Genomic DNA, 13,650 nt, shown 5'->3' with positions numbered 1-13,650 from the left:
TTGTGGAGGCTTTAGAACTCCAATCACGCCTCGATATCCAGCGCACAGTCGAAGTTCGGCGCCGAATGCGTCAGCGCGCCCGCCGAAGCGTAGTCGACGCCGGTTGCCGCGATGGCCGCGATCGAGTCCAGCGTGACGCCGCCGGACGCCTCCAGCTGGAGACGACCCTCGTTGATCCGCACGGCCTCGCGCAATGTCGCAAGGTCCATGTTGTCGAGCAGCACGGCGTCGGCAAGTCCGGTATCGAGCACCTCGCGCAACTGCGCCAGCGTATCGACCTCGATCTCGATCTTGACGAGATGGCCGGCATGGGCGCGGGCGCGCTCCAGCACCGCACCGATGCCGCCGGCAACCGCGATGTGGTTGTCCTTGATCAGGATCGCATCGTCGAGGCCGAAGCGGTGGTTGAAGCCGCCGCCGCAGCGCACGGCGTATTTCTCCAGCGCGCGCAGCCCCGGCGTGGTCTTGCGCGTGCAGCAGATGCGCATCTTCGTGCCTTCGGTGCGGGCGACATAGTCGGCCGTGAGCGTCGCGACGCCCGACAGGCGGCCGACGAAATTCAGCGCCGTCCGCTCCGCTGTAAGAATGGCGCGCGCAGGCCCCGAGATCGTCAGCACCTGCTGTCCGCGGACAACGCGTGCGGCATCACGGACATGCGCGCGCACGTCGATGTCGGAGGAGAGTTTTTGCAATGTCGCGAGTGCCAGCGGCAATCCGGCGATCACGCCGGACTGGCGCGCCACCAGAATGGCTTGCGCCCTGGTCGCTTCCGGGATTGTCGCCAGCGACGTGATGTCGCCGGCGCGGCCGAGGTCCTCGTCGAGCGCGCGCTGCACGGCTTCGCCGATCGCAAGCGGCGAGAGGAAGGCGTCGGGATAGAGCAGGGAGGTGGTGGTAATCATGGACAACTCCTTCAGGCGATCATGGATTGCGCAACGCGCGGCAGGGAGCTCAGGCTTTCCGCGATCTCGCGCGCCGCCGTGAGCGTCGTCATCGTTCGCTGCGCCTGCGCAGGGATTTCAGCCGGATGGTCGGAGCGGAAATGCGCGCCGCGGCTCTCGCGGCGGCTCCACGCCGAGGCGGCAACGAGCAGGGCAGACGTCGCCATGTTGCGCAGCGCGATGCTCGTTGCCTCGCGTTCGAGCGCAGCGAAGTGGTGCACGGCCTCGGAGAGGCCGTCGCTCTCGCGGATCACGCCGACATGCGCGCTCATCATCGCGCGCAGCCGCTTCCCGGCCAGAGCATCCGGCGTGCCGCCGCGCGGTGTCACCAATGCGTCGGGGAGGCGGGCAGGCGCGGGGATCGAGCAGCCGGCGATGTCGTCGGCGATGCGCATGGCGTAGACCACCGCCTCCAGCAGCGAGTTCGAGGCGAGCCGGTTGGCGCCGTGCGCGCCGGTCGACGACACTTCGCCACCGGCCCAGAGTCCGTCGATCGAGCTGCGGCCGCGTCCGTCCACCGCGATGCCGCCCATGTGATAGTGCGCGGCCGGGGCAATCGGGATGATCTGCGTGGCCGGATCGATGCCGGCGGCGATGCAGCTCGCATGCACGGTCGGAAATTTGTCCGCAAAGCGCGCGCCCAGCGCCTGGCGCGCATCGAGGAAGGCGCCGCGCCCGGCCGCAATCTCGGCGAATACGCCGCGGGCGACGATGTCGCGCGGCGCGAGCTCCGCGAGCGGGTGGCGCGCAACCATGAAGCGTTCACCGGCGCCATTGACCAGCGTCGCGCCTTCGCCGCGCAACGCTTCGGTGGCGAGCGGTGCCGGATCGCGGCCGACCATGATGGCGGTTGGATGGAACTGCACGAATTCCGGATCGGCGATCACGGCACCGGCACGCGCGGCGATGGCGAGGCCGGAGCCGCTGGCTTCCACTGGATTGGTCGTGACGGCGTAGAGATGTCCGATGCCGCCGGTGGCAAGCACCACCGCGCGCGAGGCGAGCAGGAACGGCTTTGCCTGGAAGTTGCCGGCCTCGCGCAATTGAAGACCGGCGACGGCGCCATCCTCGACCAACAGCGCCTCGGCGACGAACCCCTCGACCAGACGGATCGAGGGCGTGCGGCGCACCGCTTCGCTCAAGGCTGCGATGATCGCGGCACCGGCACCATCGCCTCGCACATGCACGATGCGCCGCGCAGAATGCGCTGCTTCGCGTCCCACGGCGAGCCTGCCTTCGAGGTCGCGATCGAACGGGACGCCATAGCTCAAGAGATCGTGGATGCGCGGCGCGGCCTCGCGCGCGATCCCAAGTGCGACCACCTCGTCGACGAGGCCGCCGCCGACCGCGATGGTATCGGCGGCATGGGCTTCCGGCGTGTCGCCCTCGGCCACCGCCGCGGCGATGCCGCCTTGCGCCCATGCGGAGGATGCGCCCTGTCCGAGCGGCGCGGCCGAGATCAAGGTCACCGGCCGCGGCGCCAGCTTCAGGGCGCAGAACAGTCCGGCAAGGCCGCCGCCGACGATGACGATGTCGTCGGTGCGGGTGAGGTTGTGGATGGTGTTGGTCATAGTTCTTTCCTTTCGCTCCACTGTCGTCCCCGCGAAGGCGGGGACCCATACGCCGCAGCAGAAATTGTTGCGCGAAACTGCGTGTTGCCTTCCTTCGCAACCACATCTTCCTGTGGTTATGGGTCCCGGATCTGCGCTCCGCTTCGCTGCGCTTGTCCGGGACGACAGTCGTGTGTGACGCGGTGTGTGCTGCCCTCAATTCTTCAGATTGATCATCCGCTCGACCGAGCGCCTTGCACGCATCGCCAGCGCGGGATCGATCGTCACCTCCTCGCGGAGCGTCAGCAGGCTGTCCAAAATGTTCGCGAGCGTGATGCGCTTCATGTGCGGGCAGAGATTGCAGGGGCGCAGCATCTCGACGTCGGGCAGCTCGGCGCGCACATTGTCGGCCATCGAGCATTCCGTGATCATCACCAGCCGCCGGGGCCGCTTTTCGCGCACCCAATTGATCATGTGCGCGGTCGAGCCGGTGAAGTCGGCTTCCGCCAGCACGTCCGGCGGGCACTCCGGATGCGCGATGATCTGCACGGACGGATCGGCCTCGCGAAAGGCGCGCAGCTCTTCGCCCTTGAAGCGCTCGTGCACCTCGCAGGCGCCCTTCCAGGCGATGATCTTCACGTCGGTCTTCGAGGCCACGTAAGTGGCGAGATAGCGATCGGGCAGGAAGATCACGCTTGGCGCGTTCAGGCTCTCGACCACCTGCACCGCGTTCGACGAGGTGCAGCAGATGTCGACCTCGGCCTTCACCTCTGCGGAGGTGTTGACGTAGGCGACGACAGGCACGCCCGGAAACTTTTCGCGGAGCAGGCGCACGTCGGCGCCAGTGATGCTGGCGGCCAGCGAGCAGCCGGCCCGCGAATCCGGGATCAGCACCGTCTTGTCGGGGTTGAGCAGTTTCGAGGTCTCCGCCATGAAGTGCACGCCGCACTGGACGATGACATTGGCCTCCACCTTGGTGGCTTCGACCGCGAGCTGGAGCGAGTCGCCGCCGATGTCGGCGACGCAGTGGAAGATCTCCGGCGCCTGGTAGTTATGGGCGAGGATCACCGCGCCCCGCTCGCGCTTCAGCTCGTTGATCGCCTTGATCGTCGGCGCCATCAACGGCCACTCGATCGGAGGGATGACGTGCTTCACGCGCTCATAGAGCGGGGCGGTGGCGTGTTCGACCTCCGCCGTCCATTCCAGCGAGAGCGTCGGCAGCGCGCGCGCTGTGGGCGCCGGTGCGGGGCGGGGAGAGGAGGCGAGATGGCCCTGCGGCCGGTTGGCAAAATCGTCTGGACCGTAGATTGCAGTGATCGGCATCAAAGCCTCCCTCGTATGTCATTTATACTCAATATGAGTATATGTAGGGCCTGAGTAATCCGGCCGAGGGGCCGGAGTGGGTTTCATCGAACCTCATATATGCTCAATATGAGTAAATCACAAATAGCACGCTCTGCCGAGGACGGCTAGGTCCTGACGCACACGATCTCGTCAGATCGTCGTCCGACGCGTCGGGCGAGGCCAGATTGAAACGCAATGCTCCCGCGGCAGCCCCTCGTGGAATGCAACCGTTTTTGATTTGGGATTTTCATGCAAATGCATTAAATGACGCGTTCGCGGCGCCTCTTTGCGAGTCCGCCAATGACAGACAGGGAATACCATGTCGACATCAGTGGGCGAACTCGCTCCGGCCTCACGTTCCTCCAGCTGGCGTACCCCCGCCGTCATCATTCTGTGCGGCTGTGCGATCGGCATGCTCGGCTTCGGTCCGCGCTCGGCGCTCGGCTTCTTCGTGCAGCCGATGAGCCATGAATTCTCCTGGGGCCGCGACGTGTTTGGCCTCGCCATCGCCTTTCAGAACTTGCTGTGGGGACTGGGCCAGCCCATCGCCGGCGCGGTCGCCGATCGCTTCGGGCTGTTCCGGGTGATGTGCGTCGGCGCGCTGCTCTATGCCGGCGGCCTCCTGCTGATGCGCTATTCCTCGACGCCGCTGTCGCTCAACATCGGCGCCGGCGTCATGGTCGGTTTTGGTCTTGCCGGCTGCTCGTTCAATCTGGTGCTGTCGGCGTTCACCAAGCTGCTGCCCGCCGAGAAGCGCGGCCTCGCGCTCGGCGCCGGCACGGCGGCGGGCTCGTTCGGCCAGTTCCTGTTCGCGCCGATCGGCGTCGCGTTGATCGACAATTTCGGCTGGCAGCAGGCGCTCTCCGTGTTCGGCTTCCTGATGTTGCTGATCATCCCGCTGTCACTGGCGCTCTCGACGCCGCCGGCTGCAACTGCGGCCAGTGCGACGCCGGCGGATGAGCAGACCATCACCAGGGCGCTCGCCGAAGCCTTCGGTCACCGCTCTTATGTGCTGCTGGTGCTCGGCTTCTTCACCTGCGGATTCCAGCTCGCCTTCATCACCGTGCATCTGCCGGCCTTCCTGGTCGATCGCGGCATCTCGACGCAAACCGGAGGCTGGGTGATCGCGGCGATCGGCCTGTTCAACATCATCGGCTCGCTCAGCGTCGGCTATCTCCAGAACTCGCTGCCCAAGCGCTACATCCTCTCGGCCATCTACTTCACGCGTGCGCTCGCAACCCTCGCCTTCATCTCGTTCCCCATCACGCCGTTCTCGGCGATCGCTTTCGGTGCGGTCTCCGGCCTGACCTGGCTGTCCACGGTGCCCCCGACCTCGGCGCTGGTGGCGCTGATGTTCGGCACGCGCTGGCTTGCGACGCTGTATGGCTTTGCCTTCGTCAGCCATCAGGTCGGCGGCTTCCTCGGCGTGTGGCTCGGGGGCATCGTCTTCGAGCGCTTCGGTTCCTATACGCCGATCTGGTGGCTCTCGATCCTGTTCGGCGTGCTTTCCGCGCTGATCAATCTTCCGATCGTGGAGAAACCTGTCGTTCGGGCGGTTGCGCAGCCCGTGTGATCGGCTAAACATCCCCGACAAACAAGTCAGGGAGTTCAGTCGTGGCCACATTTAAGGCGATCCGGATCGACAAGGCGGACAAGGGCACCACCGCCGCGCTGACGCAGTTCGATGAAGCCGAGCTGATGGACGGCGACGTCAGCGTCCGCGTGGAATGGTCGACGCTGAACTACAAGGACGGCCTCGCGCTCACCGGCAAGGCGCCGGTGGTGCGCCGTTTCCCGATGATCGCCGGCATCGACTTCGCCGGCACGGTCGAGCAATCCTCGCATCCGCAATGGAAAGCCGGCGACAAGGTCGTCTGCACCGGCTGGGGCATGGGCGAGACCCATCTCGGCGCCTATGCCGAGAAGGCGCGGGTGAGGGGCGACTGGCTGGTGGCTTTGCCGCAAGGCCTGTCGGCACGCGATGCCATGGCGATCGGCACCGCCGGCTTCACTGCGATGCTCTCGGTGCTGGCACTGGAGAAGCACGGTCTCTCGCCGAAGAGCGGCCCTGTGGTGGTGACGGGCGCCGCCGGCGGCGTCGGCTCGGTCGCGATCGCCGTGCTCTCCAAGCTCGGCTACCACGTCATCGCTTCGACCGGCCGCGCCTCGGAGGCTGACTATCTGAAGCAGCTGGGAGCAGCCGAGATCATCGACCGCAACGAATTGTCGGCGCCGGCCAAGCCGATCGCAAAGGAGCGCTGGGCGGGTGGCGTCGACAGCGTCGGCTCGACCACACTGGCGAATCTGCTGTCGATGACGAAATACGGCGGGGCGATCGCGGCCTGCGGCTTGGCCGCCGGCCTGGACCTGCCGTCGTCTGTCGCACCTTTCATTTTGCGCGGGGTGTGCCTTCTCGGCATCGATTCCGTGATGTGCCCGATCGAGCCGCGGAAAGCCGCGTGGCAGCGCCTGGCGTCAGATCTGGATCGGACCAAACTAACTGAAATCACTCACGAAATTCCTCTTGATGAGGTGCCGGAGTGGGGCGCGAAAATCCTGGCGGGCCAGGTCCGCGGTCGCATCGTGGTAAAAATTGTCTAACGGCGTTCAGACTTTACCAACCAAGCTGCTTCAATGTCGCCATGGTTGGTATGGTAAGCAGCGGGTAAAGAGATAAGGCATCGCCCGCTGCGGGGGTTGGTTCGGAGTTGAGCATGCTTGCGCGTATTGTGTTGGGGGCTGTCACGGCGGCAGCAACGTTTGCGCCGGCCCTTGCCGGAGGCATGAACGCCGACGAGGCGCGTCGCTTCGTGGCGGGCAAGGTCTTTGCCTTCACCTGTTTCGACGGCACCCGCGGCGCGGGCCGCATCCTGGACGATCTCGGCGCCGCCGGCGCGGTGCAGTTCTCCGGCGCGGGCCCGGTCAAGCATCTCCGCCTGCCCGGCAATACGCTCCAGATCCGTGGCCAGAACGTCTGCGCCTCGATCAAGGGCATTCCGTTCGAGCCGTGTTTCAACTTGGAAAAGACCGACGATCGCAGCTTCCGCGGCTCGGTGTCGGGGATGGGCTTCGCCTATTGCGACTTCCATCACCAGGGTGGCAACCAGATGCTGATGGCGCGCGCTGCGGCGCGTCCGCGCTCGCTGCACAGGACAGAGCACACCGGTTCCGTCAGCGCGACTAACACCGAAGTCGCCGCGCGCGTCGAGACGCCGCGTGTCGAGAGCAGCCGGCTCGAGCCGGTGAAGTCGGAGATCAAGTCGGAGCCCGCCAGGAACGAGGGCCCGCTGGAGCTGCGCCGTTCCACCCAGTGAGAGGGCTGCGCGGTCGGTTCCGCGCACTTTGTCGTTGAAGACGTCCATCGAACGCCGAGCCGCCGCGCCGTAGTCATACGGACGGCGGCTTTCATGCGTTGGTAGCTGTTCGCGCCCCAGTTTGCGGTCGGCCGGGGCGCGGCCCGATAAAAGGGTTCAACGATGTCGCTGTACTTTTTCCGCATCAGCACCGGTCGCTATTCCGGCGCCGCCGACCAGCCGTACGAGTTCGAGGATCGCACTGCCGCCTGGACCGAGATGACCGAGGTCTGCGCCAATCTGCTCGGCGGCATCGCGCGCGGCCTGAAGCCGAACGCCGAGTGGTGCATGGAGCTGCTCGACGAGGACAAGAAGCCGGTCTTTCGCATCAGCCTCGTCGGCGAGAGCGTAACGCAGCAGAGCGGGGCTCCTATCACTGCGTGTGATTAACCTGTTAAGCGCGCATAACGTGCTGAAATTCAAGGGATTTTCCTACCGATCCGGTAGTTGCCCGGAGGTCGCGTTAACCAAATTGGAATGGCGAACGCATACTTTTCGGACAAGGGCGATCAACGCCGAGGGCGGCTGGCAATGACTCGGCCGCGCATTCCCTAGGGGGAAGCATGCCCATGTTGAGCCTCGTTCAGAATTTGCGGATTGGGACCAAGCTGGCCATCTCATCGGCGCTCGGCATCCTCCTGGTCCTCGCGATGATCGCGGGTCAGGTGATCGGAAACGGCAACGTGCGCCGGTCCAGCCAGACGGCGTCCGAGCAGCAGGAGCTGGCGCGCGAGGCGGTCGAATCCAAGCTCGCGGCGCGCGCCATGCAGCTCGCCGCACGCGACATCCGCCTCGCCAATAATTCAGATGAACTGCAGAAGGCACGCGACGCGCTGGTCGAACGCGCCGGTCATTTGGCGAAGGTTGCCGACGCAATGCTCACGCTCTCGCACGTGCCGGAAAACCGCGCGAGGATAGAGAAGCTCAAGGTCCTCACGGCGAACTATCTCAAGGGAGCTCAGCAGCTCGCATCCGTGCGCGGTGCCGCCCTGGCTCTCACGGGCGAGGATGCCGCTGCTCGCCTCGCCAAGCTCGTCGATGAGGGGACGCGTCTCGCCCGCGAGGTCACGTTGCCGATCGCAGGCGAGATGGACCAGGCAGCCAATCAGATTGCCGACGTCGCCAGGCACAGAAGCGAAGAGGAGGTTGCGGCCTCCGCGCGGGAGATGGCGTCCAGCGAGCATATCGCAATGGTCATTGGCGTTTTCACGGCGCTCGTCCTCCTCTGCTCCTGGCTGATGTCGTTCCTGACCATCGCACGGCCGATCCGCGCGCTCACGGTGGCCATGGACAAGCTCGCCGGCGGCGACTTTTCCGTGGTGCTGCCCGGTCTCGGCCGCAAGGACGAGGTCGGTGGTGTCGCGGCGGCTGTCGAGAAGTTCAAGATCGTGTCCGAACAGAAGGCGCGCGAGGAGGCCGAGGCCAAGATCAGGCAGGATCAGGCTGCAGCCGCGCAACGCAAAGCCGAGATGTCCAAGCTGGCCGATGGCTTCGAGGCGGCGATCGGCGAGATCGTCGACACCGTGTCATCGGCCGCGACTGAACTGGAAGCGTCTGCGTCGACGCTCACGTCGACTGCGGCGCGCGGACAGGAGCTCACCACCATGGTTGCTGCCGCCTCCGAAGAGGCGTCCACCAACGTGCAGTCGGTGGCGTCGGCGACCGAGGAGCTGTCGTCGTCGATCACGGAGATCAGCCGCCAGGTGCAGGAATCCGCGCGCGTCGCAAGCGAAGCGGTCAGCCAGGCCCGCACCACGACCGACCGCGTCGGCGAATTGTCGAAGGCGGCGGCGCGGATCGGCGACGTGGTCGAGCTGATCAACACCATCGCCGGCCAGACCAATCTCCTGGCGCTCAATGCGACCATCGAGGCCGCGCGCGCCGGCGAGGCGGGTCGCGGCTTTGCCGTTGTCGCCTCCGAGGTCAAGGCGCTCGCCGAGCAGACCGCGAAGGCGACCGGCGAGATCGGCCAGCAGATCGCCAGCATCCAGACCGCGACCGAGCATTCGGTCGGCGCCATCAGGGATATCAGCGACACCATCGAGAAGCTGTCGGAGATTTCCTCGACCATCGCGGCTGCCGTCGAAGAGCAGGGCGCGGCGACGCAGGAGATTTCCCGCAACGTGCAGCAGGCGGCGGAGGGCACCCATCAGGTGTCGTCCAACATCACCGACGTGCAGCACGGCGCGAGCGAGACCGGCTCGGCGTCCTCACAGGTGCTGGCGGCGGCGCAATCGCTGTCCGGCGACAGCAACCGCCTCAAGCTCGAGGTCGGCAAGTTTCTCGGCACCGTGCGCGCGGCCTGACGGTGGCGTCTTTCGGCAGGTCCTGCTTGCAACCATCACGCGTGAATGCGTGGCGGTTGCTCGCGCGCGTATCTCGACGCCGCGACCGATGCGCGCAGGGTTAACCTTCCGGAAAAGCGGCGCAGTCATGATGCCCGCAATATTTGGGGCGCTGAGTCGCCTTTCGCGTATTGCGTCTCAATCGTTGGAGCACTTTCATGAGCGGCATTTCCATTCGCCTCACTCACAAGGTCATGGCGATCGGACTGTTCGGCCTCATTGGGCTCGTCGCCTTCGGCACGATCTACCAGATTGGCAGCCTCTCTCAGGACACGTCCCGCGACGCTGCTGAAGGCGCGCGCCGGCTGTCCGATCTGAACCAGCGGATCTCGCAGCAATTGCTCGAAGCGCGCCGGGCCGAGAAGGATTTCCAGCTCCGCCGCGATCAATCCTATGCGAAGCGTCACGCCGAACTTGCTTCCGACATTACCCGAAATCTTGATCGCCTCGGCAGCGCGGCGCGTGCGGCAGGGTACGCGGCGGTCGGAGAAAAGGCGTCACTGGTCCGCACCGGATTCGAGAGATACGTGAGCGAATTCGCGGCCGTCGAACAGGCCGAGGTCAGGCTTGGATTGAACGAAACCCTAGGGTTGTCAGGCTCGTTGCGCACGGCGGTGCACGGCATCGAGACCAAGCTCAAGGAGGTCGACGATCCCAGGCTCACCAGCGGCATGCTGACGATGCGTCGTCACGAGAAAGACTTCATGTTGCGCCGCGACCCGAAATATCTCGACGCCCTGAAGAAGACGGCGACGGAATTCTCCGGGCAAGTCGAGGCTTCGGCGATCCCGCCGGCCGTCAAGGCCGATATCGGCAAGAAGCTCTCCAAATACCAGGACGACTTCGTGGCGTGGGCAGCCGGCGCGCAGGATCTGACCGCGTACGGCTCGGCAATGTCCAAGGAGTTCCGCACCATCGAGCCCGTCCTCGACGAGATCGAAAAGACCGTCAGTCAGCAATACGACGCTGCGCGGGTTGCCGAGGAGTCAATGCGGGCCTCGATCAAGCTCTGGATGTGGGTCGCACTCGGATGCTCCATCCTGCTGGTGGGGAGCGTGTCCTTCTTCACCGGCCGCTCGATCTCGACAGCGCTGATCGCCATGGTTCGCGCGATGACCGGTTTGGCGAAGGGCGACATGTCAGTCGCAATCCCCGGCGTTGGCCGCAAGGACGAGATCGGTGAGATGGCTGGTGCCGTCGAGGTGTTCAGGAGCAACATGGCCGAGGCCGACCGGCTGCGCGCCGAGCAGGCCGAAGCGGACGCGCGTCGGCGCGAGCAGCGCAAATTCGACATGCAACGGCTCGCCGATACGTTCGAAGGCGCGGTCGGCGAGATCATCGAGACGGTGTCGTCGGCGGCCACCGAGCTCGAAGCGTCGTCGAATACGCTGACCCACGCCGCCGAGCGCGGCAACAGCCTCGCCACCGCCGTGGCAGCGGCTTCGGAGGAGGCGTCCGCCAACGTGCAGTCGGTGTCGTCTGCAAGTGAAGAGCTGACCTCCTCAGTCTCCGAGATCAGCCGCCAGGTGCAGGAATCGGCGCGCGTCGCCGACGTCGCCGTCGGGCAGGCCCAGCGCACCAATGCGCGCGTCGCCGAGCTGACCAAGGCCGCTTCCCGCATCGGCGACGTCGTCGAACTGATCAACACCATCGCCGCGCAGACCAACCTCCTGGCGCTCAACGCGACGATCGAGGCGGCGCGGGCGGGCGAAGCCGGCAAGGGCTTTGCGGTGGTCGCGACCGAAGTGAAGGCTCTTGCAGAGCAGACCGCGAAAGCCACCGGCGAAATCGGTCAGCACATCGGCGCGATCCAGTCCGCGACAGACGAATCCGTCGGCGCGATCAAGGAGATCGGCGACACCATCGCGCGGATGTCGGAGATCTCGTCGACCATCGCTGCTGCGGTGGAGGAACAGGGCGCCGCCACGCAGGAGATCTCCCGCAACATCCAGCACGCCGCGCAAGGTACTTCCGCGGTTTCGTCGAACATCGCCGACGTCCAGCGCGGCTCCGGCGAGACCGGGGCTGCCTCGGCGCAGGTGCATTCGGCCGCGCAGTCGCTGTCGCAGGAGAGCAACCGGCTCAAGAGCGAGGTCGCGCGCTTCCTGGAATCGGTGCGGGCGGCCTGAGGCGGCCGCCGCCCGGTGAATGTGGCGGCGCGTCGTGTTTCGCGTCGCAGCACGGCTGCGGAGAAAATAGCGTCCGAAGAGGCCGACCCGTAGTTTTACGTAGGCTCCTGTTAACGCCTGCTTGCAATTATGGGGCGCAATCTTACGGGATAAGAACCAGCCAGCATTGTTGAACTGACCTCCGCCCGGTCGTCCGTCGTGACGCCTGCGGCGCGGGTGACGTGCGTGCTGCCAGGATATCATCGGGATTTGTGTGATGTCGAAGTTGTCGATCGTCTTCAAGCTTCTGGCCGTGTTATCGGTCCTCGTGCTGTCACTCGCCGGCGTCGGCGTGACGGCGATCGGCACCATGCAGAACATCAATGCTCATACCGTCGAGATCGCGGAGAGCTGGCTGCCGAGCGTGCGTGCGCTCGGCTCAATGCGCGCCGACATCAACGAGCTGCGCGTCGCGCTGCGTCTGCACCTGATGCAGGACACCGCCGAAGGCAAGGAAGCCGCCGAGAAGCGCCTCGGCTCGTTGCGTGAGCGCATCGAGAAGACGCGCAAGGTCTACGAGCCGCTGATCACGGCCGCCGAAGAGCGCGCGCTCTATGAGCAATGGAGCAGGGCGTGGGGCGAATATCTGAACGGCGTGCAGGAGACCATGGCGCTGTCGCGCAAGAGCGTCGGCCGCTTCCCGACCGACGCCAACGAGATGTTGCAGACCAAGGTCGCCAAGATGGCTCAGGCCGCCGATCCCCTGCTTCAGAAGGGCATCGAGCTCAATAACCAGGGTGCCGAGCTGGAGACCAAGCAGGCGGCCGACAGTTACGCCACGATCTTCCGCGTCCTGGTCGGCATCATCGTGCTCTCGGTCGTGATCGCGATCGGCGCCGCCTATTATCTCGTGCGCGACGTCTCTCGCGGCATCGCCTCGATCATTCGTCCGATGCAGTCGCTCGGCGAAGGAGACCTCTCGGCCGAAGTGCCGCATCGCGGCGAGAAGACCGAGATCGGCTCGATGGCGGATGCGCTTCAGATCTTCAAGGAGGCACTGATCGCCAAGAAGGCCGCCGATGAGGCGGCTGCTCGCGACGCCGAGGCCAAAATCGAACGCGGCCGCCGCGTCGATGCCATCACGCGCAATTTCGAGGCCATGATCGGCGAGGTCGTCGAGACCGTGTCGTCGGCCTCGACCGAGCTCGAGGCCTCCGCGGCCACGCTGAGCGGCACGGCGCAGCGCGGCCAGGAACTCGCAACCGTCGTTGCGGCAGCATCGGAGGAAGCCTCCACCAACGTCCAGGCGGTGGCGTCCGCCTCGGAAGAGCTGTCGTCCTCGATCACCGAGATCAGCCGCCGCGTGCAGGATTCGGCACGGATGGCCGCGGAAGCCGTCGAGCAGGCGGCGCGGACCAACGATCGCGTCAACGCGCTGTCGCAGGCGGCCTCCCGCATCGGCGACGTCGTCGAGCTCATCAACACCATCGCCGGCCAGACCAACCTCCTGGCGCTCAATGCGACCATCGAAGCGGCGCGCGCAGGCGAAGCCGGTCGCGGCTTTGCCGTCGTCGCCTCCGAGGTCAAGGCGTTGGCCGAGCAGACCGCGAAGGCCACCGGCGAGATCGGCGCGCAGGTTTCCGGCATCCAGTCGGCCACACAGGAATCCGTCAGCGCCATCCAGGAGATCGGCGGCACCATCGAGCGGTTGTCCGAGGTGTCCTCGGCCATCGCCGCCGCCGTCGAGGAGCAGGGCGCCGCGACGCAAGAGATTTCGCGCAACGTCCAGCAGGCCGCGCTCGGCACGCAGGAAGTCTCGTCCAACATCACCGACGTGCAGCGCGGCGCGATCGACACCGGCTCGGCCTCGGGCGAAGTGCTCTCGGCGGCGAAATCGCTGGCGACCGACAGCACCCGCCTGAAGGTCGAGGTCGCGCAGTTCCTGGAATCGGTCCGCGCGGCCTGATCTTCAGGAGCATGATCCGGAAAAGTGTGAAGCGGTTTTCCGA

At 65.7% G+C, this 13,650-nt stretch carries 10 protein-coding genes; 7 read left to right on the top strand and 3 right to left on the bottom strand.

Going from position 1 to position 13,650, the window contains the following annotated elements:
* Window positions 1-23: 23 nt before the first annotated feature.
* The 3 genes from nadC to nadA form a co-directional block, all read right to left on the bottom strand.
* Window positions 24-902, bottom strand: a complete 879-nt coding sequence (gene nadC / locus XI03_RS20335) for a carboxylating nicotinate-nucleotide diphosphorylase (RefSeq protein ID WP_271593039.1) — start codon at window positions 900-902, stop codon at window positions 24-26.
* 11 nt (window positions 903-913) lie between these two features.
* Entirely contained in the window at window positions 914-2,512 is a 1,599-nt protein-coding gene (locus tag XI03_RS20330) for an L-aspartate oxidase (RefSeq protein WP_271593038.1), read from the bottom strand.
* Window positions 2,513-2,707: 195 nt separating this feature from the next.
* The gene (gene nadA, locus XI03_RS20325; protein ID WP_271593037.1) at window positions 2,708-3,814 is read right to left on the bottom strand and encodes a quinolinate synthase NadA; all 1,107 of its coding nucleotides are present in this window, start codon (window positions 3,812-3,814) and stop codon (window positions 2,708-2,710) included.
* Window positions 3,815-4,154: 340 nt separating this feature from the next.
* On the opposite strand from nadA, the gene XI03_RS20320 reads away from it, so the two are divergent.
* The 7 genes from XI03_RS20320 to XI03_RS20290 all read left to right on the top strand — a co-directional run bounded on the left by XI03_RS20320 (window position 4,155) and on the right by XI03_RS20290 (window position 13,607).
* The gene (locus XI03_RS20320) at window positions 4,155-5,408 is read left to right on the top strand and encodes an MFS transporter (protein WP_028141647.1); all 1,254 of its coding nucleotides are present in this window, start codon (window positions 4,155-4,157) and stop codon (window positions 5,406-5,408) included.
* Window positions 5,409-5,449: 41 nt separating this feature from the next.
* Window positions 5,450-6,436, top strand: coding sequence for an acrylyl-CoA reductase (NADPH) (gene acuI, locus XI03_RS20315; protein WP_271593036.1), 987 nt, complete (start codon window positions 5,450-5,452; stop codon window positions 6,434-6,436).
* Window positions 6,437-6,549: 113 nt separating this feature from the next.
* Window positions 6,550-7,149 carry a hypothetical protein gene (locus XI03_RS20310; protein ID WP_097668749.1) on the top strand — a complete coding sequence of 200 codons (600 nt, stop codon included), beginning with the start codon at window positions 6,550-6,552 and terminating at the stop codon, window positions 7,147-7,149.
* 162 nt (window positions 7,150-7,311) lie between these two features.
* Entirely contained in the window at window positions 7,312-7,578 is a 267-nt protein-coding gene (locus tag XI03_RS20305; RefSeq protein WP_028141644.1) for a DUF6894 family protein, read from the top strand.
* 179 nt (window positions 7,579-7,757) lie between these two features.
* Window positions 7,758-9,494, top strand: coding sequence for a methyl-accepting chemotaxis protein (locus XI03_RS20300; protein ID WP_038948271.1), 1,737 nt, complete (start codon window positions 7,758-7,760; stop codon window positions 9,492-9,494).
* Window positions 9,495-9,691: 197 nt separating this feature from the next.
* On the top strand, window positions 9,692-11,662 hold the full coding sequence (locus tag XI03_RS20295) for a methyl-accepting chemotaxis protein (protein WP_271593035.1): 1,971 nt from the start codon (window positions 9,692-9,694) through the stop codon (window positions 11,660-11,662).
* Between the two features lie 256 nt (window positions 11,663-11,918).
* Window positions 11,919-13,607, top strand: coding sequence for a methyl-accepting chemotaxis protein (locus XI03_RS20290; protein WP_271593034.1), 1,689 nt, complete (start codon window positions 11,919-11,921; stop codon window positions 13,605-13,607).
* The last annotated feature ends 43 nt before the right edge of the window (window positions 13,608-13,650 follow it).

It is taken from the genome of Bradyrhizobium sp. CCBAU 65884 (genome assembly GCF_028128835.1).
Lineage (GTDB): Bacteria > Pseudomonadota > Alphaproteobacteria > Rhizobiales > Xanthobacteraceae > Bradyrhizobium > Bradyrhizobium ottawaense.
The sequence above is the reverse complement of the archived record's forward strand: the minus strand, read 5'-3'. Positions and strand labels throughout refer to the sequence as shown.

What these genes read in the sequence shown, in the direction of transcription:
- nadC (WP_271593039.1), bottom strand. Translation starts at nt 902, where the DNA reads ATGATTACCACCACCTCCCTGCTCTATCCCGACGCCTTCCTCTCGCCG.
- XI03_RS20330 (WP_271593038.1), bottom strand. Translation starts at nt 2,512, where the DNA reads ATGACCAACACCATCCACAACCTCACCCGCACCGACGACATCGTCATC.
- nadA (WP_271593037.1), bottom strand. Translation starts at nt 3,814, where the DNA reads ATGCCGATCACTGCAATCTACGGTCCAGACGATTTTGCCAACCGGCCG.
- XI03_RS20320 (WP_028141647.1), top strand. Translation starts at nt 4,155, where the DNA reads ATGTCGACATCAGTGGGCGAACTCGCTCCGGCCTCACGTTCCTCCAGC.
- XI03_RS20310 (WP_097668749.1), top strand. Translation starts at nt 6,550, where the DNA reads ATGCTTGCGCGTATTGTGTTGGGGGCTGTCACGGCGGCAGCAACGTTT.
- XI03_RS20305 (WP_028141644.1), top strand. Translation starts at nt 7,312, where the DNA reads ATGTCGCTGTACTTTTTCCGCATCAGCACCGGTCGCTATTCCGGCGCC.
- XI03_RS20300 (WP_038948271.1), top strand. Translation starts at nt 7,758, where the DNA reads ATGTTGAGCCTCGTTCAGAATTTGCGGATTGGGACCAAGCTGGCCATC.
- XI03_RS20295 (WP_271593035.1), top strand. Translation starts at nt 9,692, where the DNA reads ATGAGCGGCATTTCCATTCGCCTCACTCACAAGGTCATGGCGATCGGA.
- XI03_RS20290 (WP_271593034.1), top strand. Translation starts at nt 11,919, where the DNA reads ATGTCGAAGTTGTCGATCGTCTTCAAGCTTCTGGCCGTGTTATCGGTC.